Raw genomic sequence first — 391 nt, 5'->3', positions numbered from 1 at the left:
TGGGCGTCCTGATCACCGGCAAGGAGTTCATGGCGGAGGTCGGGGCGTACTTCCCAGTGGGCATGGCCTTGCGCGGGGATGGGTTCGAGGCCGTGTTCATGATGAGGGGGGGCGACCTTGGGCACCGCACCAGCGGGCCCTACTCGCCGGAGCGGCTCCCGTCCGACGCGATGAACTGGGCCCAGCTGCGGACGGGGATGGGCATGGCGGGCCACTTCCCCTCCTTCCGGATCGAGGCCGGCGGACACTGGCCGCGTATCCACATCGCCCTGTCGGGCATCTCCGTCCGCGGTCTGATCGTGATGCCGGAGGAGGTGACCGCGGAGGCGGTGAACCCGCCCTACCTCGGCAAGTGGCAGGACCAGGCCTCCTCCGACGTGCGAATCGGGCT

General features: G+C 69.6%; 1 protein-coding gene. It reads left to right on the top strand.

Annotated features, from left to right (window positions below):
- Positions 1–29 precede the first annotated feature (29 nt).
- A partial coding sequence (locus tag TN53_RS42775; protein ID WP_199924769.1) for a hypothetical protein occupies positions 30–391 on the top strand: 362 nt, incomplete at its 3' end.

This window comes from Streptomyces sp. WM6386, assembly GCF_000972385.1.
Classification (GTDB): domain Bacteria; phylum Actinomycetota; class Actinomycetes; order Streptomycetales; family Streptomycetaceae; genus Streptomyces.
Note: the sequence above shows the minus strand (reverse complement) of the source record. Positions and strands in the feature narration are given on the sequence as shown.